General features: G+C 71.2%; 14 protein-coding genes and 1 pseudogene. 8 read left to right on the forward strand and 7 right to left on the reverse strand.

Annotated features, from left to right (window positions below; all coding sequences use genetic code 11):
- Together KBX00_RS22720 and KBX00_RS22725 are read left to right on the forward strand one after the other, a co-directional pair.
- Window positions 1-120 (forward strand): annotated as a pseudogene (locus KBX00_RS22720) (IS30 family transposase); the annotation flags it as partial.
- A gap of 324 nt (window positions 121-444) precedes the next feature.
- Window positions 445-1,047: a hypothetical protein gene (locus KBX00_RS22725; RefSeq protein ID WP_210830088.1), complete on the forward strand. Its 603-nt coding sequence runs from the start codon at window positions 445-447 to the stop codon at window positions 1,045-1,047.
- A gap of 337 nt (window positions 1,048-1,384) precedes the next feature.
- Here KBX00_RS22725 and KBX00_RS22730 read toward each other — a convergent pair whose 3' ends face one another.
- Window positions 1,385-1,801 (reverse strand): VOC family protein, encoded by a 417-nt coding sequence (locus tag KBX00_RS22730; protein ID WP_210830089.1) that lies wholly within the window; start codon window positions 1,799-1,801, stop codon window positions 1,385-1,387.
- Window positions 1,777-2,349, reverse strand: coding sequence for a cob(I)yrinic acid a,c-diamide adenosyltransferase (locus KBX00_RS22735; protein ID WP_210830090.1), 573 nt, complete (start codon window positions 2,347-2,349; stop codon window positions 1,777-1,779). The genes KBX00_RS22730 and KBX00_RS22735 overlap by 25 nt, the downstream gene beginning before the upstream one ends.
- Between KBX00_RS22735 and murA the strand changes: the two genes are divergently transcribed.
- Window positions 2,348-3,790, forward strand: coding sequence for a UDP-N-acetylglucosamine 1-carboxyvinyltransferase (gene murA, locus KBX00_RS22740; RefSeq protein WP_210830091.1), 1,443 nt, complete (start codon window positions 2,348-2,350; stop codon window positions 3,788-3,790). The two genes, KBX00_RS22735 and murA, sit on opposite strands and share 2 nt — an antisense overlap.
- A gap of 74 nt (window positions 3,791-3,864) precedes the next feature.
- Window positions 3,865-4,713, forward strand: a complete 849-nt coding sequence (locus tag KBX00_RS22745; protein ID WP_210830092.1) for a 3-hydroxyacyl-CoA dehydrogenase family protein — start codon at window positions 3,865-3,867, stop codon at window positions 4,711-4,713.
- Between the two features lie 39 nt (window positions 4,714-4,752).
- On the opposite strand, the gene KBX00_RS22750 is transcribed toward KBX00_RS22745, so the two are convergent.
- Together KBX00_RS22750 and KBX00_RS22755 are read right to left on the reverse strand one after the other, a co-directional pair.
- Entirely contained in the window at window positions 4,753-5,601 is an 849-nt protein-coding gene (locus KBX00_RS22750; RefSeq protein WP_210830093.1) for an ABC transporter permease, read from the reverse strand.
- Entirely contained in the window at window positions 5,598-6,446 is an 849-nt protein-coding gene (locus KBX00_RS22755) for an ABC transporter ATP-binding protein (RefSeq protein ID WP_210830094.1), read from the reverse strand. The genes KBX00_RS22750 and KBX00_RS22755 overlap by 4 nt, the downstream gene beginning before the upstream one ends.
- A 108-nt stretch (window positions 6,447-6,554) precedes the next feature.
- On the opposite strand from KBX00_RS22755, the gene KBX00_RS22760 reads away from it, so the two are divergent.
- The gene (locus KBX00_RS22760; RefSeq protein ID WP_210830095.1) at window positions 6,555-8,558 is read left to right on the forward strand and encodes a protein meaA; all 2,004 of its coding nucleotides are present in this window, start codon (window positions 6,555-6,557) and stop codon (window positions 8,556-8,558) included.
- Window positions 8,559-8,602: 44 nt separating this feature from the next.
- Here the strand turns inward: KBX00_RS22760 and KBX00_RS22765 are convergent, their stop codons facing one another.
- Together KBX00_RS22765 and KBX00_RS22770 are read right to left on the reverse strand one after the other, a co-directional pair.
- Window positions 8,603-8,902 carry a DUF1540 domain-containing protein gene (locus KBX00_RS22765; RefSeq protein ID WP_210830096.1) on the reverse strand — a complete coding sequence of 100 codons (300 nt, stop codon included), beginning with the start codon at window positions 8,900-8,902 and terminating at the stop codon, window positions 8,603-8,605.
- Window positions 8,903-8,985: 83 nt separating this feature from the next.
- The gene (locus KBX00_RS22770; protein WP_210830150.1) at window positions 8,986-9,606 is read right to left on the reverse strand and encodes a DUF4126 domain-containing protein; all 621 of its coding nucleotides are present in this window, start codon (window positions 9,604-9,606) and stop codon (window positions 8,986-8,988) included.
- A gap of 71 nt (window positions 9,607-9,677) precedes the next feature.
- Here KBX00_RS22770 and nucS point away from each other — a divergent pair, with 71 nt between their 5' ends.
- A complete protein-coding gene (gene nucS, locus KBX00_RS22775) occupies window positions 9,678-10,337 on the forward strand; it encodes an endonuclease NucS (RefSeq protein WP_093410627.1) in 660 nt (219 codons plus the stop codon).
- A gap of 4 nt (window positions 10,338-10,341) precedes the next feature.
- Here the strand turns inward: nucS and KBX00_RS22780 are convergent, their stop codons facing one another.
- A complete protein-coding gene (locus tag KBX00_RS22780) occupies window positions 10,342-11,838 on the reverse strand; it encodes an aldehyde dehydrogenase family protein (protein ID WP_210830097.1) in 1,497 nt (498 codons plus the stop codon).
- A 253-nt stretch (window positions 11,839-12,091) separates the two neighbouring features.
- Here KBX00_RS22780 and KBX00_RS22785 point away from each other — a divergent pair, with 253 nt between their 5' ends.
- Window positions 12,092-12,556 (forward strand): FHA domain-containing protein, encoded by a 465-nt coding sequence (locus KBX00_RS22785; RefSeq protein WP_210830098.1) that lies wholly within the window; start codon window positions 12,092-12,094, stop codon window positions 12,554-12,556.
- A 112-nt stretch (window positions 12,557-12,668) separates the two neighbouring features.
- A complete protein-coding gene (locus KBX00_RS22790) occupies window positions 12,669-13,733 on the forward strand; it encodes an alpha/beta fold hydrolase (RefSeq protein WP_374225349.1) in 1,065 nt (354 codons plus the stop codon).
- Window positions 13,734-13,738: the final 5 nt, after the last annotated feature.

The raw sequence follows: 13,738 nt of genomic DNA on the forward strand, positions 1-13,738 counted from the left end.
AGCCAGGCCGACCTCGACGCCGTCGCCGACGAACTGAACACCCGTCCCCGTCAAACCCTAGGTTGGGCCACTCCCAGTGAGAAAATGGCCCAACTACTCGGTGTTGCAACCGCCGCTTGAATCCGCCTCGGTGGGCGGTTTCGGACCAAGATCGCGGAGTGGTCGGGGGCTCGGGCGGAATGGGTGGCGGGTCGGGGTGGTTGTAGACGGGTGAGCGACCGAGGAAGATCGCCTGCCGAACGGTGGTGGGTGTGGCCCGGGAATGATGGCGGGCCGGTGGTCGTTACACATGGTCCCGGCGACGTGAAGCGGCCCCTGCGGGCCCCGCGACCCGGGTGATCGAGAGCCTCCTTCCCCCTTTGAAAGCTTGAGCGCCTTTGGTGCTTGCGCGCGTGTGCCCTTCCCCCGGGTGTGTGTGCGTCGACCCCCGAATGGAGCTTTGTCATGAACACGATGCTGCGTAAGAGCGTGCTGGGTATCGCGGGTCTGGCCTTCACCGGTGGCCTGTTCGCCGGTCCGGTGGCCGCCCACGCCGAGGCCACCCCGGTCAAGACCACCCCCGTCGCGGCGGTGCAGGCTGACGTGGTGCGGGCTGACAAGCCGGACATGAGCAAGGTGCTGCCGCACGGCACCCCCAGCAACCAGTCGACGATCGAGCTGAACGACGAGCAGACCGCGAATGTGAAGGCGATCATCGCGGCGACGAAGAAGGCCGGCATGGACGAGCGTGCCGCGGTGGTGTCGATCGCGACCGCGTTGCAGGAGTCGAAGCTGGAGAACCTGGGCCACCTCGGTGACCGCAACGACCACGACTCGCAGGGCCTGTTCCAGCAGCGCCCGTCGAGCGGCTGGGGCACGGTGGAGCAGATCACCGACCCGGAGTACTCGACCCTGGCCTTCCTCAAGGCCCTCAAGCAGGTCGACGGCTGGCAGGACATGCCCCTCACTGAGGCCGCCCAGACCGTGCAGGTGTCGGCCTACCCCGACCACTACGCCCAGTGGGAACAGCAGGCCGCCGACCTCGTCACCGAACACTGGACCAGCTGACACCAGCCGACAACCGAAGACATTCCTCCACAGGGGGAGCAAGAACCGCTGGCCGGCACCCGACACCCGGGTGCCGGCCAGCGGCATCTGCACACCACCACGCGAACTGACCACAGCCAGATCAACCAGACAGCAGACAGCAGACAGTCAAACCCACCCGGGCTGGCCCACACCCGCACGGAGACCGACCAGGTCAGGCTGGGGGCGACCGTGCCCGGCGCAGGGATCAAGCCTGACCGCCCGGAGCCGGGCACGGTCGCCCCCAGCCCCACCGCAACCACCCGAGAAGCCAGACACGACAGCCCCCAGCCCAAACCGCAACCACGCACAGGACAGCTCAGCCCGACGCCACCAACTCCACCTCGTACCCCTGCCCGTCCGCCAGATACCCGGCGTACGTGTCGGGCCCGCCGGCGTACGGGTGCCGGTCGGCGAAGAGCAGTTCCCACCCGTACGCCGGTGCCTGCTCGACCAGCCGGTCCACGGCGGCGGCCGAGCCGGCGTGGAAGGCCAGGTGGTTGAGGCCCGGGGCGCGCCGGTCGTGACGTCGGCCGGTGAGCGCCGGTGACGCCTCCAGCACCAGATATGTCGGGCCGAGTCGCCAGGAGTGGCCGACCGGCCACTGCTGGAACGACGTCCAGCCCAACTCGCCGAGCAGCCAGCCCCAGCTACGCATCGCGGCGGTCAGGTCGGGTATCCAGACCTCCACGTGGTGCAGTGCACCGAGCGTCACCGGCCTCCGCCCGGCACCCATAGCACGTCTCCGTCCGGATTTGCCGTTCTTGACAGGATAAAGAGCAGATCCGACAGCCGGTTGAGATACTTTGCCGGGAGGTGGCTGGTCCGGTCAGGGTCGTGGGTGATGAGCGTCCACGCCGACCGCTCGGCGCGCCGGGCGATCGTCCGCGCCGCGTGCAGCAGCGCCGCGCCTGCGGTGCCGCCGGGGAGGATGAAGGAGTCGAGCTTGCTCAGGCGCGCGTTGTACTCGTCGCACCAGCCCTCAAGGCGCTCGACGTACTCCTCGGTGACCCGAAGCGGCGGGTACTTCGGGTCGGGTTCGACCGGGGTGGACAGGTCGGCGCCCACGTCGAACAGGTCGTTCTGGATCGACCCCAGCACCGAGCGGAGCCCGTCGGGTAGCTGGCCCAGGGCGAGTGCCACGCCGAGCGCGGCGTTGCACTCGTCGACGTCGGCGTACGCGGCGATCCGCGGATCGTTCTTCGGCACCTGCTCGTTGTTGCTCAGCCTGGTCATGCCGGCGTCGCCGGCCTTGGTGTAGATGCGCGTGAGGTGGACGGCCATGACGCACAGCCTACGGATACCGGACCTGACGATCCCGGCCCGGCCGGACGCCGGCACGGGTTGGCCGGCGGGCGTCGGCCCGGGTGACGCGGGTGACGCGGCGCTCGCCGATGTCGACGTCATCCGGGTACGCGGTGGCGCCCGGCTCGCCGGCACCGTGCATGTGGTCGGTGCGAAGAACTCGGCGCTGAAGCTGATGGCCGCCGCGCTGCTCGCTCCCGGTCGTACGATGATCACAAACGTGCCCCGGATCACCGACATCGCCATCATGGGTGAGGTGCTGCGCCGCCTCGGCTGCGGCGTACGGTTCGACGCCGACGATCCGGTGGACCCGATGGTGGCGGTCGGCGGGGTGGCCCGGTCCCGTTCGGTCACCATCGACGTGCCGGAGCAGCCCGGTGTGGAGGCCGACTACGACCTGGTTCGCCGGCTGCGGGCGTCGATCTGCGTGCTGGGGCCGTTGCTGGCCCGACGCGGGTACGTGCGGGTGGCCCACCCGGGCGGCGACGCGATCGGCTCCCGGGGTCTGGACATGCACATCTCCGGGCTGACCCGAATGGGTGCCGACATCTCCGGCGAGCACGGCTTCGTGATCGCCTCGGCCCCCGACCGGCTGCGGGGCGCGGAGATCGTGCTGGACTTTCCCAGCGTCGGGGCGACCGAGAACCTCGTCATGGCGGCGGTGCTGGCCGAGGGCACCACCGTGATCGAGAATGCGGCCCGGGAGCCCGAGATCGTGGACATCTGCACGATGCTCCAGCGGATGGGTGCGTTGATCGACGGCGAGGGCACGTCGACCATCACCATCGTCGGCGTACCCCGGCTGAGCCCGGTTCGGCACGCCACGGTGGGGGACCGGATCGTCGCGGGGACCTGGGCGTTCGGCGCGGCGATGACCCGTGGCGACGTCACCGTGACCGGTCTCGACCCCGCGTTCCTGGAGGTCGCGCTCGACAAGGTGGTGGCGGCCGGCGGCACGGTGGAGACCCGGGCGGACTCCTTCCGGGTACGCATGGACGACCGACCCCGCGCGGTGGACGTGGTGACGCTGCCCTATCCGGGCTTCGCCACCGACCTGTTGCCGATGGCGATCGGGCTCGCCGCGCTCAGCGAGGGCGCCTCGCTGATCACCGAGAACATCTTCGACGGCCGGTTCATGTTCGCCAACGAGATGATGCGGCTGGGCGCGGACATCAAGACCGACGGGCATCACGCGGTGGTACGCGGCCGGGAACGACTCTCCGGCGCGCCGGTACGCGCGACCGACATCCGGGCCGGGGCCGGGCTCATCATCGCCGGGCTCTGCGCCGACGGGGTGACCGAGGTGTCGCACGTGCACCACGTCGACCGGGGCTATCCCGACTTCGTGGCCGACCTGCGGGCGCTCGGCATCGAGGTGGAGCGGGCGACCGCACCCGAGGAACCCGAACTGACCATCTGAGTCGCCTTAGCCATCGTTCAGCCCCGCCGACTAGGGTGCAGACAGACACTCATTCGCAGCGAGGGAGAAGCAGCATGGCGGGTCGACTCGCGGTCGTCGGTGCCGGTCTGATGGGTTCGGGCATCGCCCAGGTGGCGGCGCAGGCGGGCTGGCAGGTGGTGCTGCGGGATCTGGACGAGACGGCCACGAAGCGTGGTCTGGACGGCATCCGACGGTCGCTGGCGAAGTTCGCGGAGAAGGGCAAGCTCACCGAGGACGAGGTCGAGGCGACGCTCGGGCGGATCACCCCCACCACAGAGCTGGAGGCGGCCGGCGACGCGGACATCGTCGTCGAGGCGGTCTTCGAGAAGCTGGAGATCAAGCACGAGGTGTTCCGCGCGCTGGACAAGATCTGCAAGGCGGACGCGGTGCTGGCCACAAACACCTCGGCGATCCCGGTGACCCAGATCGCGACGGCCACCGAGCGTCCGGAGGCGGTCGTCGGCACCCACTTCTTCTCGCCGGTGCCGATGATGAAGCTCTGCGAGCTGGTGCGCGGCTACAAGACCGGCGACGCCACCCTGGAGCGGGCGAAGACCTTCGCCGAGGAGATCGGCAAGACCGTCGTGGTGGTGAACCGCGACATCGCCGGCTTCGTCACCACCCGGTTGATCTGCGCGCTGGCCATGGAGGCGGTGCAGCTGGTCGAGGCGGGCGTGATCTCCGCCGAGGACCTGGACACCGCCTGCCGGCTCGGCTTCGGGCACGCGATGGGCCCGCTGGCCACCGTCGACCTGACCGGGGTCGACGTGCTGTTGAACGCGACCCGCAACATCTACACCGACACGGCCGACGAGAAGTTCTTCCCGCCGGAGCTGTTGCAGCGGATGGCCACCGCGGGCGATCTGGGCCGCAAGACCGGCCAGGGCTTCTACTCGTACTGACGCGGCGTGGGGGAGGGCCCGTCGGGCCCTCCCCGTGGCTCAGCCGTCGCGGCGGGTGGTCCAGCGGAAGGTGGTCAGGCAGAGCACCAGACCGATCACGCACCAGACGCCCAGCACCAGCGCGACGCGGGTCAGCTCGAACGAGCCACCGGGCTCGTCCGCGCCGAAGCTCTCCGGCAGGAAGACCGACCGGAGGCCCTGGCACATCCACTTGAGTGGAAACAGCGCCGCCACCTGCTGCATCCAGGTCGGCAGGTTGGTGAAGACGAAGAAGACCCCGGAGATGAACTGGAGCACCAGCGCGACCGGGGTGACCACGGCCGAGCCGCTGCGGGCGGTCCGGGCCAGCGACGAGATGGCGATGCCGCAGAGCGTGCAGGCGGTCACCCCCAGGGCGCTGACCCAGCCGAAGGTCAACCAGGCCGTGGTGGTGGTCGGCAGGTCCAGGTCGAACAGCGTCACCGAGACCGCGAGCAGCAGCGCGGTCATCACGAAACCGGTCACCAGCACCATGATCACCTTGCCGGCGAACCAGACCCACTTCGGCATCGGCGTACCCCGGTAGCGCTTGAGTACGCCCCGGTCCCGCTCGATCGGGATCCAGATGCCGAGGTTCTGGAAACTGACCGTCATCAGACCGGTCGCGATCATGCCGGTGATGAAGTACTGCGTGTAGCTCACCCCGGGCGCGATCTCCTCGTCGAAGATCGACGCGAAGATCAGCACCATGATGAGCGGAAAGCCCAGCGTGAACACGACGGACTCGCGGCTGCGCAGGAACTGCCGGATCTCCAGCCGCCCCTGACGCAGCGCGAGGCCGGTCGGGCCGCTACGGCGGGCCGGAGCTGCCGCGGTGACCGGCTCGGCCGGTCTCGTCGTGGTGGTCATCGCTGTCCGATCATCGTCAGGTAGATGTCTTCGAGGGTGGGCCGGGTGACGGTCAGGCCGGGCACCTCGCCGCCGAACCGCGCGGCGAGGTCCGCCACCAGCGCCGTCGGCGTCGCACTCTGCGCGCTGTCCGGCGTGCCGTCCGGGGTACGCCAGGAGACCGTGGCCAGCGCCTCCTGCCGGTTGCCGAGCTGGTTCGGTGCGGCCACCTCGACCAGCCGGCCGCCGGCGATCACGCCCACCCGGTCGGCGAGCGCCTCGGCCTCGTCCAGGTAGTGCGTGGTGAGCACGATGGTGGTGCCGGCGGCGGCGAGATCACGGATCAGCTCCCAGAACTCCCGCCGGGCCTCCGGGTCGAAGCCGGTGGTCGGCTCGTCCAGGAACAGCAGTTCCGGGCGGCCGATGATGCCCAGCGCCACGTCCAGCCGGCGCTTCTGACCGCCGGAGAGGGTGTGCGTACGGGCGCGGGCCTTGGCGGCCAGCCCGACCCGTTCGATCACCTTGTCGGGGTCGTCCGCGTCGGCGTAGAAGCCGGCGAAGTGGTGCACCACCTCGGCGACGGAGAGTTCGTCGAACTCGCCGGTGCCCTGGAACACGATGCCGACCCGCCCCCGCCAGTCGCGCGTCGGGCTGGCCGGGTCGACGTCGAGGACGCGTACCTCGCCGGCGTCGCGCTGGCGGTAGCCCTCCAGGATCTCCACGGTGGTGGTCTTGCCGGCGCCGTTCGGCCCGAGCAGCGCGAACACCTCGCCCCGGTGGACGTCCAGGTCGAGCCCGGCGACCGCGAGGCTTTCGCCGTACGCCTTGCGCAGCCCTCGGACGCGGATCGCGACGTCGTCACTCATGCGGTCAAGTGTGCGGCCCGCCGTGACCCGGCGTCCGCACCGGGGGTGGTGGAGGTTGTGTGGTTTCGCACAACCCGTTCTACTGAACGGTAACTTAGACTCCGGCCCATGGACGAGAAGGCACTCATGGGCCGGCTGCCGGAACGTGACCGTCCCTGGGTGATGCGGACGTACGCTGGGCACTCCTCGGCCACCGCGACGAACGCGCTCTTCCGCCGCAACCTGGCCAAGGGGCAGACCGGCCTGTCGGTCGCCTTCGACCTGCCCACCCAGACCGGGTACGACCCCGACCACGAACTCGCCACCGGCGAGGTCGGCCGGGTCGGCGTCCCGGTGGCGCACCTGGGCGACATGCGGGTGCTCTTCGACGGCATCCCGCTGGCCGACATGAACACCTCGATGACCATCAACGCGCCGGCGATGTGGCTGCTCGGCCTCTACGGCACGGTCGCCACCGAACAGGGCGCCGAACTGGCCCGCTGCGCCGGCACCACCCAGAACGACATCATCAAGGAGTACCTCTCCCGAGGAACGCACATCTTCCCGCCGGCCGCCTCGCTGCGACTGACCGCCGACGTGATCGCGTACGCGCTGCGCGAGATGCCGCGCTGGAACCCGGTGAACATCTGCTCGTACCACCTCCAGGAGGCCGGGGCCACGCCGGTGCAGGAGGTGGCGTTCGCGCTGGCCACGGCGGTGGCGGTGCTCGACGCGGTGGGCGAGGGCGGCCAGGTGCCGGCGCGGCGGATGGGCGACGTGGTGCAGCGGATGTCGTTCTTCGTCAACGCCGGGGTGCGGTTCGTCGAGGAGATCGCCAAGATGCGCGCGTTCGGCGCGTTGTGGGACGAGATCACCCGGGACCGGTACGGCGTGGCGGATCCGCGACAGCGCCGCTTCCGGTACGGCGTGCAGGTCAACTCCCTCGGCCTGACCGAGGCGCAGCCGGAGAACAACGTGCCGCGCATCGTGCTGGAGATGCTCGGGGTCACCCTCTCGCGTGGGGCGCGGGCGCGGGCGGTGCAGCTGCCGGCCTGGAACGAGGCGCTCGGCCTGCCCCGACCGTGGGACCAGCAGTGGTCGCTGCGCATGCAGCAGGTGCTCGCCTACGAGTCGGACCTGTTGGATTACCCGGACCTGTTCGACGGCTCGCACGTGATGACCGCGCTGGTCGACGAGATCGTCACCGGCGCCCGGGCCGAGCTGGCGACGGTGCTGGAGATGGGCGGCGTGGTCGCCGCGGTGGAGACCGGATACCTCAAGAGCGCCCTGGTGGCCTCGCTGGCCGATCGTCGGCGACGGATCGAGACCGGCAGCGACGTCGTGGTCGGCGTCAACCGGTTCACCGAGACCGAACCCTCGCCGCTGACCGCCGCCGGTGCCGAGGCGGTCGAGCAGGTGGACCCCGCCGTGGAGATCGCCGCCTCGGCGGCCGTACGCGCCTGGCGGGCCGATCGCGACGAGGTGGCCGTGGACGCGGCCCTGGCCCGGCTGCGGGCGGACGCCGCGACCACGGCGAACCTGATGAGCGCCACCCTGGAGTGCGTCCGGGCCGGAGTGACCACCGGCGAGTGGGCGGCGGCCCTGCGACAGGTCTTCGGCGAGTACCGGGCACCGACCGGGCTGGCGGGCGGCTCTGCGGGCGGCAGTGACGAGGGCCTGGCCGAGGTCCGCGCCCGGGTCGCCACCACCGCCCGCGACCTGGGCAGCGCGCGGCTGCGACTGCTGGTCGGCAAACCCGGCCTGGACGGGCACTCCAACGGTGCCGAGCAGATCGCGGTACGCGCCCGCGACGCCGGCTTCGAGGTGGTCTACCAGGGCATCCGGCTCACCGCTGGGCAGATCGTGGCCGCCGCGGTGGAGGAGGACGTGGACCTGGTCGGCCTCTCCGTGCTCTCCGGCTCGCACCTGGCGGCGGTGCCGGCGGTGCTCGACGGGCTACGGGCCGCCGGCCGACCGGATCTGCCCGTGGTGGTCGGCGGCATCATTCCCGCCCGGGACGCCGAGGAGCTGCGCGCGGCCGGGGTGGCGCGGGTGTTCACCCCGAAGGACTTCGCGCTCACCGACATCATCGACGAGCTGGTCACCGTCATCCGGCAGGCGAACGAGCTGTGACGCGCGGACCCCGGCGGGTGGCCGGGATCCGCGCGGACGGGGTCTCAGCGGTGGTCGTAGGTCATGCAGTCGGCCATGTCGGCGTCGGGGCCGACCCGGATCGCCGGTGCCTGGCACTCCAGCTGCTCGTTGTGCCGGCAGTCGGCGCGCTGGCACGCCCCGACCTGGGCGATCTGGCCGTCGAGACCGGCCCGGACGGCGGGCATCTCGATGAAGGTGTGGCAGTGGGCGTGGTCCATGCTGCCGATGGTGATGGCGAAGGCGTGGCAGTCGCCAGTGTGGTTGTACGCGCAGGCGGCGACCACGCACTCCTGGACCCGGGGCATCTCCATTGCTGCGGTCATGACCCAACCTCCTCCGTTGATTGCCCCAATTTTAGGCTTTAGGGCGGGTTGGGGTGGCGATTCGGTCGAGCCGGCGGCCCGGCTCAGACGCGGAAGCCCGCCTCGCGGGCGGCCTGTCGTTCCCGCCGTCGGTCGGCCCGGCGGCGCAGCAGCCACGGCAGGACGAGCACGAGGGCGACCAGGAATGCCAGCACCAGCACCGGCAGGATGATCGCGACGAGCGACATCACCACGCTCGTGGCGTCTTCGGCGGTGCTCGCCACCGGCGCGCCCAGGCCCGCCGTGGTGGCGTTGATGACCGGCCGCGCGGTCGACTTCAGCAGATGGACGCCGAGCGCGATGAGCACCCCGACCAGCACCGGCAACCACTGGCCGCCACTGGCGAAGAAGCTGTCCGGGTCGCTCACCGTCACCGTCTCGGACGCCGAACCGGCCCCGAACGCCAGCCCGCCGGCCGTCGGCCGGACGACCGTCTGCACCATGTCGTTGACGTGGTCGACCACGGGCACCTTGTCCGCCACGACCTCGACCACGAGCAGCACCGCGAGGATGCCCAGCACCCACTCGTTGCCGAGCCACTGCCAGCCGCCAGGCAGGTCTATGACGCTGGTGTAGCGGGCCAGCGCACCCGTGATGAGCAACGGAATGTAGGCGTTCAGCCCCGCCGAGGCGGCGAGGCCGGTACCGGTGAGCACTTCGAGCACCATCACAGCATCGCACCGGCGCGCCAGCGCCGCTCGGTGGCGACATCCGGTGACTCCGCTACCCTGCTCGGGTGCGGTTGGTGATTGCGAAATGCTCGGTGGACTATGTCGGACGGCTCTCGGCCCACCTGCCGCCGGCCACCCGGCTGCTGATGGTGAAGGCGGACGGATCGGTCTCCATCCACGCCGACGACCGGGCGTACAAGCCGTTGAACTGGATGAGCCCGCCGTGCCGGCTGGAGGAGGCCCCGGGCGTCTGGCGGGTGGTGAACAAGGCCGGCGAGGAGCTGCGGATCACCCTGGAGGAGATCTTCCAGGACACCTCGTACGAGCTGGGTGTCGACCCCGGGCTGCGCAAGGACGGCGTGGAGGCGCACCTCCAGGAGTTGCTGGCGGCCAACCCCGAGGCGCTGGGCGACGGGTACACCCTGATCCGTCGCGAGTACATGACCGCGATCGGCCCGGTCGACCTGCTCTGCCGCGATGCCAACCAGGGCACGGTGGCCGTCGAGGTGAAGCGCCGTGGCGAGATCGACGGGGTGGAGCAGCTCACCCGCTACCTGGAACTGCTCAACCGGGATCCGCTGCTCGCCCCGGTCGCCGGGGTCTTCGCCGCGCAGGAGATCAAGCCGCAGGCCCGGGTGCTCGCCACCGACCGGGGGATCCGCTGCGTGGTGGTCGACTACGACCGGCTGCGCGGTATCGAGCGCGACGAGCTGACGCTCTTCTAGCCGGTCACCGGCCGTAGAGCAGCTTGACCGCCTTCACCAGCCGGCTCATGTCGGCCTCGGTGCGCTCGAAGGTGGTCGACGGCAGCAGCGAGCGCCCCCGGCGCCGGGTGACGGCCTTGGCCCGGGCGAACTCGCGCAGCCCGTCCTCGCCGTGGATGCGGCCGAAGCCGGACTCGCCGACCCCGCCGAACGGCAGGGTGGACATGCCGGCGAAGGTGAGCGTCGAGTTGACCGAGGCCATGCCGGAGCGCAACCGCCGGGCGATCGCGACCGCGCGCCGCTTGCCGAAGACCGAACCACCCAGCCCGTACGGCAGGGCATTGGCCCGGGCGAGCGCCTCGTCGACGGTGCGGACCCGGTTGATGGTCAGGGTGGGGCCGAAGGTCTCCTCGCGTACGGCGGCGGCCTCCTCCGGCACCTCGACCAGCACGGTCGGGTGCGCGTACGGCGGCCGTACCGCGTCCGGCCCGCCGAGCACCGCCCGACCACCACCGGCCACCGCGTCCTCGATGTGCCGTCGGATCACGTCGAGTTGACTCGGCATGGTGATCGGACCGATGTCGGTGTGGTCGGGGCCGACGGTGAGCCGCCCGGCGCGCTCGACGACCTTGTCGACGAAGGTGTCGAAGACCGACTCCACGGCGTAGGCCCGTTCGATACCGATGCAGGTCTGTCCGGCGTTGGTCATCGCTCCCCAGACGCAGGCCTCGGCGGCGGCGTCCAGGTCGGCGTCGGCGTCCACGATCATGGCGTCCTTGCCGCCGGCCTCCAGCAGCACCGGGGTCAACGATTCGGCGCACGCCGCCATCACCTTCTTCGCGGTGGCGGTCGAGCCGGTGAAGGCGAGCTTGTCGACGCCGGCCCGGCACAGGGCCGCGCCGACGTCGCCGAGGCCGTGCACCGCAGTGAACACCGGGTGCTCGGGCACCACCTCGGCGAAGCTGTCGACCAGCCACTGGCCGGCGACCGGGGTGTACTCGCTGGGCTTGAAGACCACCGCGTTGCCGGCCGCCAGCGCGTACGCGATGGAGCCGATGGGCGTGAAGACGGGATAGTTCCACGGACCGATCACGCCGACCACGCCGTGTGGTTGGTACTCCAGGTGGGCCGAGAACTCGGCCAGGACGAGCCGCGAGCGGACCCGTCGAGGGCCCAACACGCGCCGGGCGTTACGGGCCGCCCAGTCCACGTGCTCCACCGCGGTCACGATCTCGACGAGTGCGTCGGCGACCGGCTTGCCGCCCTCGGCGTGCATCAGGCCGGCCAACTGTTCCATCCGCTGGGCGAGCAGCCGCCGCCAGCGCAGCAACCGCTCCCGCCGCGCGGTGAAGCCGAGCCCCGCCCACCACTGGGCGGCGGCGCGGGCCCGCTCGACGGCGCGCTCGACGTCCACCGACGTGGCGACCGGAACGCGCCCGGCCTCGTCACCGGTGGTCGGGCTGGTCGAGACCAGGTGGTTGCCCTGGACCGCTGGGGTGCCGGGGGGTAGCGCAGCCGTCATGGCGGAAGTCTAGACGCGAGAATTACTCACCGGTAGGGGCAGGGAAACGGGCGAATCCTCCCAGCCGTCCGGGTGGTTGAACCGGACGAACCTCTCGTCGGGTCCGGTAGTCCCGTCGGGGGACGCCGTGGAACATGTGAACACAAAGCACCCGGACGGTTACCGGTACGCATCCGGCTGGATGGTGGAGGTGGACTCCCGGTGGTGAAACGCTGGCCCGGGATCGTCGCACGGGTGGAGGGGCTGACCGTCCATGGAGGAACATCCGCAACTGATGCCGCTGCTGACCGTGGCTGCCGGGCCGATGCGAGGGTGGCGCTTCCGGCTGCCGCGCCGGCCGCAGGTGATCGGGCGTGATCCGGCGGTCGACATCGTGGTGCACGACCCGCATCTGAGCCGACGCCACGTCGAGATCTGGCGGGCCGGCGAGGGTGCCTCCCTGGTGGATCTCGGGTCCACGAACGGCACCTGGGTGAACGACCTCCGGGCAACCGAGGTCATCCGGCTCAGCGACGGCGACGTGATCAGGATCGGCCGTACCGAGCTGAGATTCTTCGACCCGGGCGTGGCCCGTACGGACCCGGTGGGGCTGAGCTTCGAACTGCCCCGGCAGGAGCGGCGGTCGTCGCGACCGCTGCCCGCCACGGTCGCGCCGCCGGTGGTGCCCGCGCAGGCCGGGGCGCCGGAGACGGCGGCCGTGGTCGGCGTCCACCGCTGACGACCGGGCCTCGGTCACCTGGTCGGCGCGACTGCGTCGGATGCCGGCCACAACCGCCGGTCCGGACCCGTGGTTGCCGGCCACATGGACCTGCCGTGTCGATCGTGGCAGCATGCCGCGGATGGAGAGCCAGCAGCAGATCGTCAGCGCGAACGGAATCACCCAGACCGTCCGGGTGGCCGGACCTGCCGACGGCGTGCCGGTGCTGCTCGTGCACGGCAACTGTTCCTCGGCGGCCTTCTGGGAGCCCCTGGTGCGCCGCCTGCCGCCGACCCTGCGGGTGGTCGCGCCGGACCTGCGCGGCTACGGCGCCACGCAGACCGCGCCGGTCGACGCCAAACGCGGCCTGACCGATTTCGCCGACGACGTGGCGGCGCTGCTCGACGAGCCGTCGCTCTTCGCCGCGGGAGCCCGGCCCGTGGTGGTCGGCCACTCGCTCGGCGGCGGAGTGGCGATGCGCCTGCTGGTGGACCACCCCGACCGGATCGCCGGGCTGCTGCTCGCGGCACCGGTGTCCCCGTACGGCTTCGGCGCCACCCGCGACCTGGCCGGCACGCCGACCACGCCCGACCTGGCCGGCTCCGGCGCCGGCACGGCGAGCGGCGACTTCGTCGCGCGGCTGGCCGCCGGTGACCGCAGCGCGGAGGCCCGGACCAGCCCGCGCAGCGTGCTGCGGGCGGCCTACGTGGCGGACCCCACCTGCCTCGGCGACGACGAGGAAGCGCTGCTCGACAGCGTGCTCTCCACCGCCACCGGCACGGACAACTACCCCGGCGACGCGGTGAGCTCGCCGAACTGGCCGGGTAGCGCGCCGGGCGGCCGTGGCGTGCTCAACGCGCTGGCGCGGTTCCGGGTCGCCGAGGAATTGGTGGCGGTGGCCCCCAAGCCTCCGGTCACCTGGATCCGGGGTGACGCCGACGTGATCGTCTCGGACACCTCACTGTTCGACCTGGCACAGCTCGGGGCGCTGGGCGTGGTGCCCGGTTGGCCCGGGGCGCAGCAGTGCCCACCGCAGCCGATGATCGGGCAGACCCGCGCGGTGCTCGACCGGTACGCCGAGGCCGGCGGCGGCTACCGGGAGGTGGTGCTGTCCGGCTGCGGGCACAGCCCGCACCTGGAGCGCCCGGCGGAGTTCGTCGCCGAACTGCTCGCCCTCGCCGGGGTCGACCCCGACTGAGCCGG

This window comes from Micromonospora sp. C95, from assembly GCF_018070465.1.
Lineage (GTDB): Bacteria > Actinomycetota > Actinomycetes > Mycobacteriales > Micromonosporaceae > Micromonospora.